The 12,985-nt window shown below is 66.9% G+C and carries 13 protein-coding genes; 9 read left to right on the forward strand and 4 right to left on the reverse strand.

Features of this window, described 5'->3' with window-relative positions; translation table 11 throughout:
- Nucleotides 1–2: 2 nt before the first annotated feature.
- Together JIM95_RS02695 and JIM95_RS02700 are read right to left on the reverse strand one after the other, a co-directional pair.
- On the reverse strand, nt 3–551 hold the full coding sequence (locus JIM95_RS02695; RefSeq protein ID WP_200256778.1) for a hypothetical protein: 549 nt from the start codon (nt 549–551) through the stop codon (nt 3–5).
- 205 nt (nt 552–756) lie between these two features.
- Complete coding sequence (locus JIM95_RS02700) at nt 757–1,101, reverse strand: HesB/IscA family protein (RefSeq protein ID WP_198736308.1); 345 nt, start codon at nt 1,099–1,101, stop codon at nt 757–759.
- Between the two features lie 236 nt (nt 1,102–1,337).
- On the opposite strand from JIM95_RS02700, the gene JIM95_RS02705 reads away from it, so the two are divergent.
- The 4 genes from JIM95_RS02705 (at nt 1,338) to JIM95_RS02720 (ending at nt 4,612) form a co-directional block, all read left to right on the forward strand.
- Nucleotides 1,338–2,072: a DUF3043 domain-containing protein gene (locus JIM95_RS02705; RefSeq protein WP_200256777.1), complete on the forward strand. Its 735-nt coding sequence runs from the start codon at nt 1,338–1,340 to the stop codon at nt 2,070–2,072.
- 16 nt (nt 2,073–2,088) lie between these two features.
- Nucleotides 2,089–2,616 carry a bifunctional adenosylcobinamide kinase/adenosylcobinamide-phosphate guanylyltransferase gene (locus JIM95_RS02710; RefSeq protein ID WP_200256776.1) on the forward strand — a complete coding sequence of 176 codons (528 nt, stop codon included), beginning with the start codon at nt 2,089–2,091 and terminating at the stop codon, nt 2,614–2,616.
- Nucleotides 2,617–2,711: 95 nt separating this feature from the next.
- Nucleotides 2,712–3,755 carry a nicotinate-nucleotide--dimethylbenzimidazole phosphoribosyltransferase gene (gene cobT, locus JIM95_RS02715; protein ID WP_200256775.1) on the forward strand — a complete coding sequence of 348 codons (1,044 nt, stop codon included), beginning with the start codon at nt 2,712–2,714 and terminating at the stop codon, nt 3,753–3,755.
- A 2-nt stretch (nt 3,756–3,757) separates the two neighbouring features.
- A complete protein-coding gene (locus JIM95_RS02720; protein WP_200256774.1) occupies nt 3,758–4,612 on the forward strand; it encodes an adenosylcobinamide-GDP ribazoletransferase in 855 nt (284 codons plus the stop codon).
- 114 nt (nt 4,613–4,726) lie between these two features.
- Here the strand turns inward: JIM95_RS02720 and JIM95_RS02725 are convergent, their stop codons facing one another.
- Nucleotides 4,727–5,848 (reverse strand): branched-chain amino acid aminotransferase, encoded by a 1,122-nt coding sequence (locus JIM95_RS02725; protein WP_200256773.1) that lies wholly within the window; start codon nt 5,846–5,848, stop codon nt 4,727–4,729.
- Nucleotides 5,849–6,037: 189 nt separating this feature from the next.
- On the opposite strand from JIM95_RS02725, the gene JIM95_RS02730 reads away from it, so the two are divergent.
- A complete protein-coding gene (locus JIM95_RS02730) occupies nt 6,038–7,531 on the forward strand; it encodes a leucyl aminopeptidase (protein WP_200256771.1) in 1,494 nt (497 codons plus the stop codon).
- Between the two features lie 110 nt (nt 7,532–7,641).
- On the opposite strand, the gene JIM95_RS02735 is transcribed toward JIM95_RS02730, so the two are convergent.
- The gene (locus JIM95_RS02735) at nt 7,642–8,037 is read right to left on the reverse strand and encodes an oxidoreductase (protein ID WP_200256769.1); all 396 of its coding nucleotides are present in this window, start codon (nt 8,035–8,037) and stop codon (nt 7,642–7,644) included.
- Nucleotides 8,038–8,163: 126 nt separating this feature from the next.
- Between JIM95_RS02735 and sucB the strand changes: the two genes are divergently transcribed.
- The 4 genes from sucB to lipA all read left to right on the forward strand — a co-directional run bounded on the left by sucB (nt 8,164) and on the right by lipA (nt 12,973).
- Nucleotides 8,164–10,188 (forward strand): 2-oxoglutarate dehydrogenase, E2 component, dihydrolipoamide succinyltransferase, encoded by a 2,025-nt coding sequence (gene sucB / locus JIM95_RS02740; protein ID WP_248702930.1) that lies wholly within the window; start codon nt 8,164–8,166, stop codon nt 10,186–10,188.
- 246 nt (nt 10,189–10,434) lie between these two features.
- Nucleotides 10,435–11,043 (forward strand): TetR/AcrR family transcriptional regulator, encoded by a 609-nt coding sequence (locus tag JIM95_RS02745; protein ID WP_200261053.1) that lies wholly within the window; start codon nt 10,435–10,437, stop codon nt 11,041–11,043.
- Nucleotides 11,044–11,081: 38 nt separating this feature from the next.
- Complete coding sequence (gene lipB / locus JIM95_RS02750) at nt 11,082–11,861, forward strand: lipoyl(octanoyl) transferase LipB (protein WP_200261050.1); 780 nt, start codon at nt 11,082–11,084, stop codon at nt 11,859–11,861.
- Nucleotides 11,862–11,905: 44 nt separating this feature from the next.
- Nucleotides 11,906–12,973, forward strand: coding sequence for a lipoyl synthase (lipA, locus tag JIM95_RS02755; protein ID WP_198738328.1), 1,068 nt, complete (start codon nt 11,906–11,908; stop codon nt 12,971–12,973).
- Nucleotides 12,974–12,985 lie beyond the last annotated feature (12 nt).

The raw sequence follows: 12,985 nt of genomic DNA on the forward strand, positions 1-12,985 counted from the left end.
TGCTAGGAGTACAGCCACCACCTGGTCTGGGGGGTGTACGGCACGAACCTGCGGAGCAGGAGGCTGATCGTCGCGGTCACCGTGAGACCCGCGGGGACCATGGCGACGGTCATCACCTTCGACATCTCCGTGACGTCGACGAGCCGGACCGCGGCATAGCCGAGCAGCACGGTGAACAATGCTCCAACGGCGATCTCGTACCACGCACTGCGCACCGTCGGCAGGTGCACGGACGCGAAATCCCGCCAGAGACCGAGGATGAGGTTCCAGAACAGGGCACACAGCAGCGTTCCGGCGAGCCAGGATGCCGGCATGATCATTTCGTCCCGGGAGAACACCCCCGGGACGATCAACACCACGAGAACGAGGAGCCCCTCGACCCGGGCGAAGTGTGGCCGCCGCCGGGGAGTGGTCGGGGTGACCCCGTCCGCCGACAGGCCCGCAACCGCGAGAGCATCGATCCGCTCCCTTTCTTCGCGTCCAACGAGCTGCTCCCGGAGAGACGTCATCTTCCGGTTGAACAACTCGAGCAGACGATCCAGTACGGACATGGCGGTGGAATCCTTCCCGGGACAGACGACCCGTACGTGCGGTCAACCAGTGGGCTACACGCCTGCAGAGCCTAGCGGACCCCGGGAAATCCCCCCTGCAGCAACCTGCCCGCACAGATGAGACGGCCGCTGAACCTCTGCGGTTCAGCGACCGTCTCTCCGCCGGGAGGCCCCGGCACTGACGCGCCGGGGCCGATCTTCGGTGTCAGTTGAAAGAGTCCCCGCAAGCACAGGAACCGGATGCATTCGGATTGTCGATGGTGAATCCCTGGGACTCGATGGTGTCGGCGAAGTCGATCCGCGCACCGTTGAGGTACGGGACACTCATCTTGTCGACAACGAGACGGACACCACCGATGACGTCGACTTTGTCGCCGTCGAGGTCACGGTCATCGAAGTAGAGCTGGTAGCGCAGGCCGGCGCAGCCACCTGGCTGCACGGCGATGCGCAGGGACAGGTCGTCGCGACCCTCCTGATCGAGCAGTGCCTTGGCCTTGGCCGCCGCAGCGTCAGTGAGGATCACACCGGTGCTTGTCTCGGGTGCGGTCATGTCGGTGTCTCTCCTTGATAAGTGGCACCCTTTGACGGGTGACGTAGAACTCGTGTGCACCACCGTACTACTGCGCCGGGCAGTGGTGCACCTACCGGGTGCCGCAGGCGTCACACGCGTGGGGTTACCGGGACGGCACCGTCCGACGGATTCCGGTTTCCGGGGGACATCGGGCGCAACGCACGGGCCCATCCCGGTATTCCCGCTCGAGAGAGGCCCCCTGTACCCTTGAGTGCGTGAAACTACCCTGGCAGAAATCCTCGAGTACCGACGCCGCCGACGACACGACGCGCTCCGGTCCCACCGGGGCCGGTGCCGCCGACGGGCACGACGCATCCCCGTCCGATTCCCGGGACGCCTCCCTCCCGAAGGGGTATACCCCGCCCAAGGGACGACCGACACCGAAGCGCCGTGAGGTCGAACGCGAGAAGGGGATCATCCGGGAACCCGCGGACACCCCGCAGACCTTCCGCCAGATGAGGGAGCGGAAGAAGGCGCTGAAGGCGTCAATGTCGAAAGAGGAATACAAGGCGTACAAGAAGCGCGAACGCGACGAGCGCGCCGCGCGCAGACGCGAGGCGCAGAAGCGGATCGACGCCGGTGACGAACGCTATCTGCAGGACCGGGACAAGGGCGAGGAACGGCGTTTCGCCCGGGACTGGATCGACAGCCGTCGGTTCTTCAACTCCCTGTTCATGCCCGTGGCCCTCATCCTCCTGGTCGTGATGTTCACCTCGCAGTACTATCCCGTGGTGGCCAACGTCCTGACCCTGATCGCGATGGCCGTCATCCTGATGTTCTTCATCGAGGGTGTCCTCATCGGCCGTCGGGTGAACCGGGCCACGCGGGAGCGTTTCCCGGGCAGCACCGCCCCCGGGTTCTCGCTCGGCTTCTACGCGTACTCCCGGTCCACACAGCCCCGGAAACTGCGCACCCCGAAGCCCCGCGTCAACGTCGGCGACGACATCTAGAGACGGCGTCGCACCCGTGCGCACACTCGTTCTCGGCGGGGCCAGGTCAGGGAAGTCGACCCACGCCGAGGGGCTGGTCCCCGCAGACGCCACCGCAGTCACCTACGTAGCGACCGCACGTCCGTGGCCCGGCGACGACGACTTCTCGGAACGGATCCGGGAGCACACCAGCAGGCGCCCCGACCACTGGAACACCGTCGACACCGTCGACGCGGTCGAGGTTCTCGCGGATCCCCCGCCGGGCTGGATCATCGTCGACGACCTCGGCACGTGGTTGACGCACACCATCGACACCGCGCAGGCCTGGGACGGCCCCCGGGGTACCGTCGGTCCCCGGTGCCGGGAGCTGGTCTCCGCGGTCGCGCAGTTCCCCGGGAGCTCCAACCTCATCCTCGTCTCCCCAGAAGTGGGCATGGGCGTGATCCCGGAGCATCGCTCGGCGCGCCTGTTCCGCGACGAGATCGGGAAACTCAACGGGGACCTCGCCCAGGTCTGCGATGAAACGGTCCTGGTCGTCGCCGGCCTCCCGCTACGCTTGGGATAGCTACCGGCCACCCGACCCGCCGGGAACCCGGGCACCCCAGCCACACTCCCCACCGGGCCCCACCCGGTCGACACCACCACCAAAGAGAAGGCCTCATGTCTGAAACCGATCTGTTCCCGCCCGTGACACCTCCGGACGCCGACGTGCACCGGGCCGCGTTCGACCACCAGCTGACCCTCACCAAGCCCGCAGGTTCCCTCGGCCGACTCGAGGAGATCGGCGCATGGCTCTCCGCGTGTCAGGGCTGCTGCCCGCCGAACAGGATCACGGACCCGTCCGTCGTCGTCTTCGCCGGCGATCACGGAGTCGCGGCCCACGGCGTCTCCGCGTTCCCCGCGGAGGTGTCGCTGCAGATGGCCCACAACATCGGTGAGGTCGGGGGCGCCGGGGTGAACGTCCTGGCCCGGGCTGCGGGAGCACGGGTGCAGGTCGCCGACATTTCCCTCGATCATGACGTCACCGGCCCGGACCGGGTACGCCGCGGCTGCGGGGCAATCAACATCGAGGACGCGATGACGCAGGAGGAGACGCTCCGCGCGATCGAGGTGGGCAAGCGACTCGCCGACCGGGAGGTCGATTCCGGTGCGGACCTTCTCATCGCGGGCGATCTCGGCATCGGCAACACCACTCCGTCAGCCGTCCTGATCGGCCTGGCCACCGGAACGGAGCCCGTCGTCGTCGTCGGGAGAGGCAGCGGTATCGATGATGAAGGCTGGAAGCGGAAGACGGCGGTCGTCCGGGACGCGATGTTCCGGGCCCGGGATCTCCGACATGACCCGGTCGCGGTCCTGCGTGCGGTCTCCTCCCCCGACATGACGGCGATGGCGGCGTTTCTCGCACAGGCCGCCGTACGCCGTACGCCGGTGCTGCTGGACGGGGTCGTCGTGACCGCAGCCGCCCTGTGGGCCGACCGCCTCGCGCCCGGATCCGCGGCATGGTGGATGGCTGGTCACCGCAGCGTCGAGCCCGCGCACAGCATCGCGCTCGCGCACCTCGGCAAGCAACCGATCGTCGAACTCGGCATGCGCCTCGGCGAGGGGTCGGGGGCCGCCGCTGCTCTGCCGCTGGTCCGGGTCGCCGTGGACATCATGCGGGACATGACGACGTTCGAGTCCGCCGGCGTCTCCGGGGCGCACTGACGTTGTCCGGTAAAGCCGTCGAGACGACCGGGGAACACGGTCCGGCGTTCCGCGAGGGTCTGTCCACCGCGCTGAGCTGGCTGACCGTTCTCCCGGTCGCCGGGGCGACCGTGTTCGACCGCGCCACCGGTCGCCGCGCCATGGCCGCGCTCCCGGTTCCCGGCCTGTTCCTGGGGGCCGTCGCAGCCGCCATCGCATCGGTGGCCGTGTTCCTGGGCTTCAGCCCGCTGCTCACGGCCGTGCTCTGCGTCGTCTCCTGGGAGTTGCTGACGCGGATGATGCACATAGACGGCCTCGCGGATGTCGGCGATGCCCTGGGCTCCTACGCCGCACGGGAGAGGGCCCGGGAGATCATCGCGGACCGCTACACGGGCGCGCTCGGTATGGGCGCCGTCCTCCTCACGCTGGGGATCCAGGTCGCCACGCTCTCAGATCTCCTCGCGTCGCCGTCCACGACCGCCGGAATCCTGATCGTCGGGGTGGCGCCGGCGCTGGCCAGGATGTCGGCGATGATCGGGTGCAGCCGGTTGTTCCGCCCGTTCTCGACGGGTGGCTTCGGCGCGATGATCATCGGGACGGTCCCACTTCGCTGGGTCGGCTTCTGGTGGCTGGCGATCACCGTCGCCACCGGCGGTACCGCAGCACTTCTCCTGTCCGGCCCCACCGCGGTGGCCGTCACGGTCGGCGTCGCCGCCGGTGGGGCCGGTGGTGTGGGATTCGCGCTACTGATCGCCCGGCACCTCGACCACAGACTCGGAGGGCTCAACGGAGACTGCATGGGTGCACTGATCGAGATGACGACGGCTGTGTGCGCACTGACGGCACTGATCATCGTCCGGTCCGTTCCGGCTCCGTGACGTCCGGGCGCTGCGGCTTCCGGTGGCACCGTTCGCAGAACAGAAAGGCGCACACCGTTCCCCGTGCGGAGAAACGGTGTGCGCCCGGAGCCCTGTCGCCCGACCGCCGCGCCTCTAGTCGACGAGGGTGTGCAGCCAGCCGTGGGTGTCCTCGATCTCACCCTTCTGGATCCCGGTGAGGATCCCGCGGAGTTTCATCGTGATGTCACCGGAACCGCCGTCGGCGATGTCGAAGTCCCCGTGCCGGCTCTTGACGTGCCCGACCGGGGTGATCACGGCGGCGGTGCCGCAGGCGAAGGCCTCCCTGAGCTTGCCGGAGGCCGCATCTTCGCGCCACTGATCCGTGGAGATCCGGAACTCCTCGGTCCGGAAACCCTGGTCCTCGGCGACCTGCAGCAGGGACCGGCGGGTGACACCGGGAAGCAGCGACCCGGAGAGCGCCGGGGTCGCGACGGTCACCTCACCGGGCGCGGTGTCGGGGTCGCCGTCACCGTAGACGAAGAACAGGTTCATGCCACCCATCTCCTCCACATAGGAATGCTCGATGGCGTCGAGCCACACGACCTGGTCGCAGCCCTTCTCCGCGGCCTGCGCCTGAGCTTTCAGGGAGGCGGCGTAGTTTCCGGCGAACTTCGCAGCACCGGTGCCACCGGGGCAGGCACGGACGAAGTCCTCGCAGAGCCACACGGAGACGGGATTGACGCCGCCGCTGAAGTACGCGCCGGCGGGCGAGGCGATGACCGCATAGGTGTAGCTGGTCGAGGGATGCACGCCGAGGGTGCTCTCGGTCGCGATCATGAACGGGCGGAGATAGAGGGCCTCCTCGCTCCCGGCGGCGGGAACCCAGTCACGGTCGATGTCGACCAGCTGGCGGATGGACTCGATGAACACGTCGACGGGAAGTTCCGGCATGGCCATCCGGGCGGCGGACTGCTGCATGCGCTCACCGTTGGCGTCGGGGCGGAAGGTACGGATCGATCCGTCCGCGTGTCGGTAGGCCTTGAGTCCCTCGAAGATCGCCTGACCGTAGTGCAGCACCGAGGTCGAGGGATCGAGGGTCAGGGGGCCGTAGGGCCGGACCCGGGCGTCATGCCAGCCCTTGTCCGCGGTCCACTCGATGGTGACCATGTGGTCGGTGAAGTAGCGGCCGAATCCGGGATCCGCGAGGATCTCGGCACGTCGTTCGGCACTGGTCGGGGTATCGGTCGGGGTCACTTCGAATGTCAGGGAACTCATGGACCCAAGGTTACACCTCCGTTATCCGGGGTCCTGCGGTGTTCCGCCCCGTTCCTGCGCCTTACCCGCCAGGCACCCGGGTCCCGGTCGGACTAGGCTTGTCCCCGAGCCCGAGCGGCACCGGAAACGTGTGTTCCGGTGCACCCGGGCGTTCAGGTACGACCGAGTTATCTCTGGAGGAATATCACTGTGAGTGCCACTTTCACGCTTCCCGCCAGGGGCAGCACCCCTGTCCTCAGCCTCGCGAAGAAGATCTCCGACGACACCGACGCACTGCTCGTCGCTGTCTTCGAGGGCGAGGAGGGACTTGAGCTGGCGGCCACCGGCCTGTTCGACGATGAGGTCGAGATCGCCGTGTGGCAGCAGCTCGCCGCCGTCGGTGCCACCGGCGCGAAGGAGGAGATCACCAGGGTCCCGGGGCTCAAGGCCACGGGTGTCGGCACCGTCGTCGCCGTCGGTCTCGGCGATCCGGACGACCTGAGCGACGATCGTCTCCGCCGGGCCGCGGGTGTCGCCGCCCGTAGCCTCCGGGGGTTCAACCGCGTGGCGACGACCATCGGTGCCTTCGGTCTGCGTGCCGCGGTCGAGGGGGTGTCTCTCGGTGCCTACGACTACCGGGGATTGAAGACCGATGAGGTGCCCGAACGAAAGCGGACCGTCGGCGAGGTCGTGTTCCTCGGTGGCGACAAGAAGGAGTTCGTCGCCGCACAGATCACCGCTGAAGCGGTCATCCTCGCCCGCGACCTCGTCAACACCCCGTCCTCGCACCTCTATCCGGAGTCCTACGCGGAGATCGCCGCGAAGGAGGCCGGGGAGCACGGTGTCAAGGTTGAGATCCTCGACGACAAACGTCTGCTGAAGGACGGATACGGCGGCATCATGGCGGTCGGTCAGGGCTCGACCCGGAAGCCGCGTCTGCTGCGTCTGACCTGGTCCACCCGGAAGGCCTCGAAGTCGGTGGCGCTGGTGGGCAAGGGAATCACCTTCGACACCGGTGGCATCTCGATCAAGCCGTCCTCGAACATGGACCACATGATCTCCGACATGGGTGGATCAGCGGCCGTCATCGCCTCCGTCATCGCCGCGGCCCGCCTGAATCTGCGGGTCAATGTCACCGCCACCGTCCCGCTGGCGGAGAACATGCCCGGTGGCGGCGCCTACCGCCCGGGTGACGTGGTCACCCACTACGGAGGAACGACCTCGGAGATCATCAACACCGACGCGGAGGGCCGCATGATCCTGGCGGACGCCATCGCCCGAGCCTGCGAGGATGACCCGGACTACCTCATCGAGACCGCGACCCTCACCGGCGCACAGCTGGTGGCCCTCGGCGCCCGTACCGCCGGGGTCATGGGTTCCCCGGAGTTCCGGGACCGGATCGCCGCGCACGGTCGCACGGTGGGCGAGGAGGCCTGGGCGATGCCGATCCCGGAGGACGTGGCCGACGGCATGAAATCCACCGTGGCCGATCTCCGGAACGTCAACCCCTCCCGGAACGGCGGGATGCTCGGTGCCGCCCACTACCTCAGCACCTTCGTCACCGGGGGCGTGGAGTGGGCGCACATCGATGTCGCCGGTCCGGCGTTCAACACCGACGAGGTCTGGGGTTGCACGCCGAAGCGGGCGACCGGGGTTCCCGTCCGGACGATCGTGGACGCGCTCACCGGGATCGCGGACGAATAGTCCATCGACCCGGAACGGGAGCACTGACCGGGGATACCTCAGGGCCCGACCACGGTGTGTGATCGGGCCCTGAGGTCAGCGGACGGAACGGCCGTCCGACACCGTCGGACTCAGGTGTGCGGGTTCTCCCCCCGCTCGAACCTGGCCCTCCGTTCCTGCTGCTCACGCCGTTTCCGCAGCAGCCGCTCACGTTCGATCCGCTCGCGCATCCGTTGGGGATAGCCCGTCTCCTCGACGTCGTAGACCGGGACGCCGAGCCGTTTCGCGACCACGTCGATGCCTTTGGGTCCGCCGATGCTCCGGCGGATGAAGTCCCCGTCCCCGTCCACCAGGACCACCGACATCTCGTTGACGACGGTCTCGGGTTCGACGAATCCCTCGATCAGGGTCCTGCCCTCAGCCCATCTCACGAGATCCGTGAGATCGCCGTCCCGGATCGTGTCCCCGGGGGCCCTCGGAGGTTTCAGCCCCGGTTTTGACTTGCTGCGACCGAATAAGTTGAACACAATCAACGATTGTAGGGGGAAAATCCGATTCTCTGTGGCCCGGAGGCCACACCTGACGGGTGGAACCGGTACTCTCAAGTTACTAAGAGCTTTACCCGACACGACGTTTTTGAGGAGTCTGACACAATGGCGTTCTCTGTAGAGATGCCCGAGCTTGGTGAATCCGTCACCGAGGGCACAATCACCCGCTGGCTCAAAGAAGTCGGTGACACGGTCGAAACCGATGAGCCGTTGCTGGAAGTCTCCACAGACAAGGTCGACACCGAGATCCCGTCCCCGACATCCGGTGTCCTGACCAAGATCCTCGCGGAGGAGGACGACACCGTGGATGTCGGTGCGGTGATCGCCGAGATCGGCGACTCCGCCGTCGACGCGGATGATTCCGACTCCGATTCCTCCGATGATTCTGACGCTGACGATGCTGAAGAGTCCGGGAAGTATGAGGAGAAGAACTCCGGTTCCGGTGAGTCCACCGATGTCGAGATGCCCGAACTCGGCGAGTCGGTCACCGAAGGCACCATCACCCGCTGGCTGAAGTCCGTCGGCGACACCGTCGAGGTCGACGAGGCACTGCTCGAGGTCTCCACCGACAAGGTCGACACCGAGGTCCCCTCCCCCGTCGCGGGCACCATCATCGAGATCCTCGCCGAAGAGGACGACACCGTCGACGTCGGCGAGGTCATCGTCCGCATCGGCGACGGCTCCGCGTCATCCGGTGGTTCGGATGACCGGGACGACTCCGGCTCCGACGACGAGGTCCCCTCCGAGGAGGAGATCGAGGCGTCCGAGTCCAAGGATGAGGACGACACCGTCGATGAGGCCGCGGACAACGCTTCCGGCGATGACTCCGGTTCCGGTGAGTCCACCGATGTCGAGATGCCCGAACTCGGCGAGTCGGTCACCGAAGGCACCATCACCCGCTGGCTGAAGTCCGTCGGCGACACCGTCGAGGTCGACGAGGCACTGCTCGAGGTCTCCACCGACAAGGTCGACACCGAGGTCCCCTCCCCCGTCGCGGGCACCATCATCGAGATCCTCGCCGAAGAGGACGACACCGTCGACGTCGGCGAGGTCATCGTCCGCATCGGCGACGGCTCCGCGTCATCCGGTAAGAAGGATGAGCCCAAGCAGGAGAAGGCCGAAGAGAAGAAGCCGGAGCCCAAGCAGGAGAAGGCCGAAGAGAAGAAGCCGGAACCGAAGCAGGAGAAGAAGTCCTCCGGCAACGAATCCGTCCCCTACGTGACCCCGCTGGTGCGGAAGCTCGCGGACAAGCACGGGGTCGACCTCAATTCCGTCGAGGGCACCGGCGTCGGTGGCCGTATCCGCAAGCAGGATGTCCTGGCCGCCGCGGAAGGCGGATCCGGCGACTCCGCTCCCCAGGAGAAGGCGTCCCGGGCTTCGACCAAGTCCGTCGATCCGGAGAAGGCGAAGCTGCGCGGCACCACCCAGCGCGTCAACCGGATCCGCGAGATCACCGCGAAGAAGACCCTCGAGTCCCTGCACTCGGCTGCCCAGCTGACGCAGGTGCACGAGGTGGACATGTCCCGCGTCGCAGAGCTGCGAAAGGCGAACAAGGCCGCGTTCCAGTCGGCGCACGGCATCAACCTCACTTACCTCCCGTTCTTCGCGAAGGCGATGGTCGAGGCACTGGTGTCACACCCGAACGTCAACGCGAGCTACAACGCCGAGACCAAGGAGATGACCTACCACGAGGACGTGAACCTCGGCATCGCCGTGGATACGCCGCGCGGACTGCTCTCCCCGGTCATCCACAAGGCCCAGGACATGTCGCTGCCCGAGCTGGCCAAGGCGATCGTGGACCTGGCCGAGCGCGCCCGGGACAACAAGCTCAAGCCGAGCGACCTCACCGGCGGCACCTTCACGATCACGAACATCGGCTCCGAGGGTGCACTCACGGATACTCCGATCCTCGTTCCGCCGCAGGCCGCCATGATCGGCACCGGTGCGATCGTCAAGCGTCCGGTCGTCGTCACGGATGAGGGTGTTGACGCGATCGCCGTCCGACAGATGGTGTTCCTCCCGATGACGTACGACCACCAGGTCATCGACGGCGCAGACGCCGGCCGCTTCATGACGACGGTCCGTGACCGCCTGGAGACCGGCAACTTCGTGGAAGATCTGGAACTCTAGTTCCCGACACTTACCACCGACGCCCCACCGCGCCCAGCAGCACGGTGGGACGTCGGCCATTCACGGCATAGACTCACCCCCATTTTAGGTTGCCCTCAGTAGCAGCTCCAGCAGGTGAAAGCGGTCGTCCACGGACGCAACCGCCAAATGTGACGGTGAACGATGTTTGAGGACACTCGGACGGACCTGTCGGACAAGGCTTCGATTCTGCATCTCAAATACCTCAACGGTGATACATTTAGCCCCGTGAATATTCCCGCCCCCACGCTCCCCTCCCGCACCGCTCGCGCCGAGCAGATCATCGCGACCGCCCGCGAGATGACGGAATCCGAGGGGTGGGAATCCCTGACCATGCGGGGTCTGGCGGAGAGAATCGGGATCAAGGCACCGTCGCTCTACAAGCACACCGCAAACAAGGACGAGCTCCGGGCGATGCTCACGATTGACGCGGTCGAGATCATCGGCAACGTCCTCTGGGCGACGCGCGACGATGACGGGCAGTTTCACCTGTCAGACCTCATGGCCGCGTTCCGGCGGGTGGCGACCGAGCAACCCGAGCTCTACCGCCTGGTGGCCACCGGAACCACCCACTGTCTGACCCTCCGTTCGGAACCCTGGCGCCAGCTCCTCGCGGACATGCAGAAATGGGCGGGCACCCCGGTCACCTCGATCGCGGACACGGAACTCGTCGCGATCACACTCTGGTCCTCCGCACACGGAATCGCCAGCATGGAGACGGACGGCCGCTACCCGGACCCCGCAGTCGCCGACACCATCTGGGAGACCCTGGTGGCAACCTTCGGGCCGTACTGCTCCCGACAGTGCGCGACGGCTGCGACGCCTCCCCGCCCCTGACCCGGGCATCCCGGGGCGGTTGTACTGTTGAATCCACTATGACTGCGCCACGTCCCCCATTCACCCCGGCCGATGCACCGATCCGAGATTGCGGAATCCCACTCCTCACCAGGGAGCTCGGGGAGGTGGAATACCTGCGGATGTGGCACGAGCAGGCCGAGATCGCCGCTGCGCGGGCGGCCGGCGAAGTGCCCGACCAGCTGCTGATGCTGACCCATCCGTCGACGTACACGGCGGGAAAGCGGACCCAGCCGTCAGACCGCCCGACAAACGGGATCCCCTGCGTCAACGTGGACCGGGGTGGACGGATCACGTGGCACGGCCCGGGGCAGCTCGTCTGCTACCCGATCATCAAACTCGCCGAACCCATCGACGTCGTCGACTACGTCCGGCGTGTCGAGGAGGCGTTGATCCAGGTCATCCGACAGATCGGACTGGCGGAGGCGGGGCGCATCGACGGCCGGTCGGGGGTCTGGCTACCCGCAGCCGACGATCTCCCGGACAGGAAGGTGGCCGCGTTGGGCATCCGCGTGACACGCGGGGTGACGATGCACGGACTCGCCCTCAACTGCTGCAACACGCTCGAGTACTACGAACACATCGTCCCCTGCGGCATATCCGATGCGGGCGTCACCACACTCACGGCGGAGCTGGGGAGAGAGGTGACCCCGGAAGAGATGATCTCCCCGCTGGCGGCGGCACTGGACGACGCCTTTTCCGGCAGGCTCACCGTCGCGGACCACACGCTGGGGAGCGCTCCGGACCCCTGCGCCCCGACGTGTAGCCCGAATGCGACATCCGGATCGTCGGAGCGCTGACGGGACTTTTCACCGTGTCCCCTCCCCCGGGTAGGGTGGGGGCCGTGACTGTCGCACCAGAAGGACGCAAGCTGCTCAGGGTCGAGGCCCGCAACGCACAGACCCCGATCGAGACCAAGCCCCGGTGGATCCGCACCACCGCGAAAACCGGTCCCGAGTTCAAGGACATGAAGAAGCGGGTTGCGGGGGCCTCCCTCCACACCGTGTGCCAGGAGGCGGGCTGCCCGAACCTGCACGAGTGCTGGGAATCCCGCGAGGCCACCTTCCTCATCGGCGGTTCGCAGTGCTCCCGGAGGTGTGACTTCTGCCAGATCTCGTCCGGCAAACCCGACCCCCTCGACAAGGACGAACCCCGCCGCGTCGCGGAGTCCATCCGGGAGATGAAACTCAACTACGCGACCATCACCGGTGTCACCCGTGACGATCTCGCCGATGAGGGTGCCTGGCTGTACGCGGAGGTCGTGCGCAAGATCCACGAACTCAACCCGAACACCGGTGTCGAGAACCTCACCCCGGACTTCTCCGGAAAGCCGGATCTGCTCCAGGAGGTCTTCGAGGCCCGACCGGAGGTGTTCGCCCACAACGTGGAGACGGTGCCCCGGATCTTCAAGCGCATCCGCCCCGCCTTCCGCTACGACCGTTCCCTGGACGTCATCCGGCAGGCCCGAGACTTCGGCCTGGTGACCAAGTCGAACCTGATCCTCGGTATGGGGGAGACCTACGAGGAGATCACGCAGGCGATGCACGACCTGCACGACGCGGGCTGTGACATCCTCACCATCACCCAGTACCTCCGCCCCGGACCGATGTACCACCCCATCGCCCGCTGGGTGAAGCCGGAGGAATTCCTGGAGCACGCCGAGGCCGCCAAGGAGATGGGCTTCACCGGGGTCATGTCCGGTCCCCTCGTCCGGTCCTCGTACCGGGCCGGACGGCTGTACGCCCAGACCATCGAGGCCCGGGGTGAGGAACTGCCGGAGAATCTCGCGCATCTCAAGGAGACGACGGAGGGCACCACCGCACAGGAGGCGTCCAGTCTCCTCGGCAAGTACGGCGCCTCGCAGGACACCCCCGTACAGAGCTTCGCGCCCTTCCAGCGCACCGGCTGCTGACCGCAGGGTCCG

Origin of the sequence: Corynebacterium antarcticum, assembly GCF_016595285.2 — a bacterium.
GTDB classification, from domain to species: domain Bacteria; phylum Actinomycetota; class Actinomycetes; order Mycobacteriales; family Mycobacteriaceae; genus Corynebacterium; species Corynebacterium antarcticum.